1 protein-coding gene is annotated in these 276 nt (G+C 60.1%); it reads left to right on the plus strand.

All coding sequences use genetic code 11. From position 1 onward, the window contains the following. Nucleotides 1–54: 54 nt before the first annotated feature. Nucleotides 55–276: nitrilase-related carbon-nitrogen hydrolase (locus Q4528_RS13760; RefSeq protein WP_303522126.1), on the plus strand; the 222-nt coding region annotated here is incomplete at its 3' end.

Below are 276 nucleotides of genomic sequence, written 5' to 3' on the forward strand. Positions count from 1 at the left end.
GTTCACATCTGTGCGGCGTCGGCACCGGTGTTTGACCCGGAGATTGCGGGCGGTATGCGACCGGTGAACCGCGCGCGTTTGTTTGCCCCGTCCGGCAAAAGCGGGTTTCAGGACAAACAGATCATGACCCGGTTTGAGCGCGACCCCTGGGGTGTGGTTGGCGGCGCGCCTGTGTCGCTGTTTGACACTGATCTGGGGCGGATCGGCATCTTGATCTGTTACGACAGTGAATTTCCGCTTTTGGGGCGGGGATTGATGGCGGCGGATGTTTTGTTG

Source organism: Staphylococcus pasteuri (assembly GCF_030547725.1).
Taxonomy (GTDB): domain Bacteria; phylum Bacillota; class Bacilli; order Staphylococcales; family Staphylococcaceae; genus Staphylococcus; species Staphylococcus pasteuri.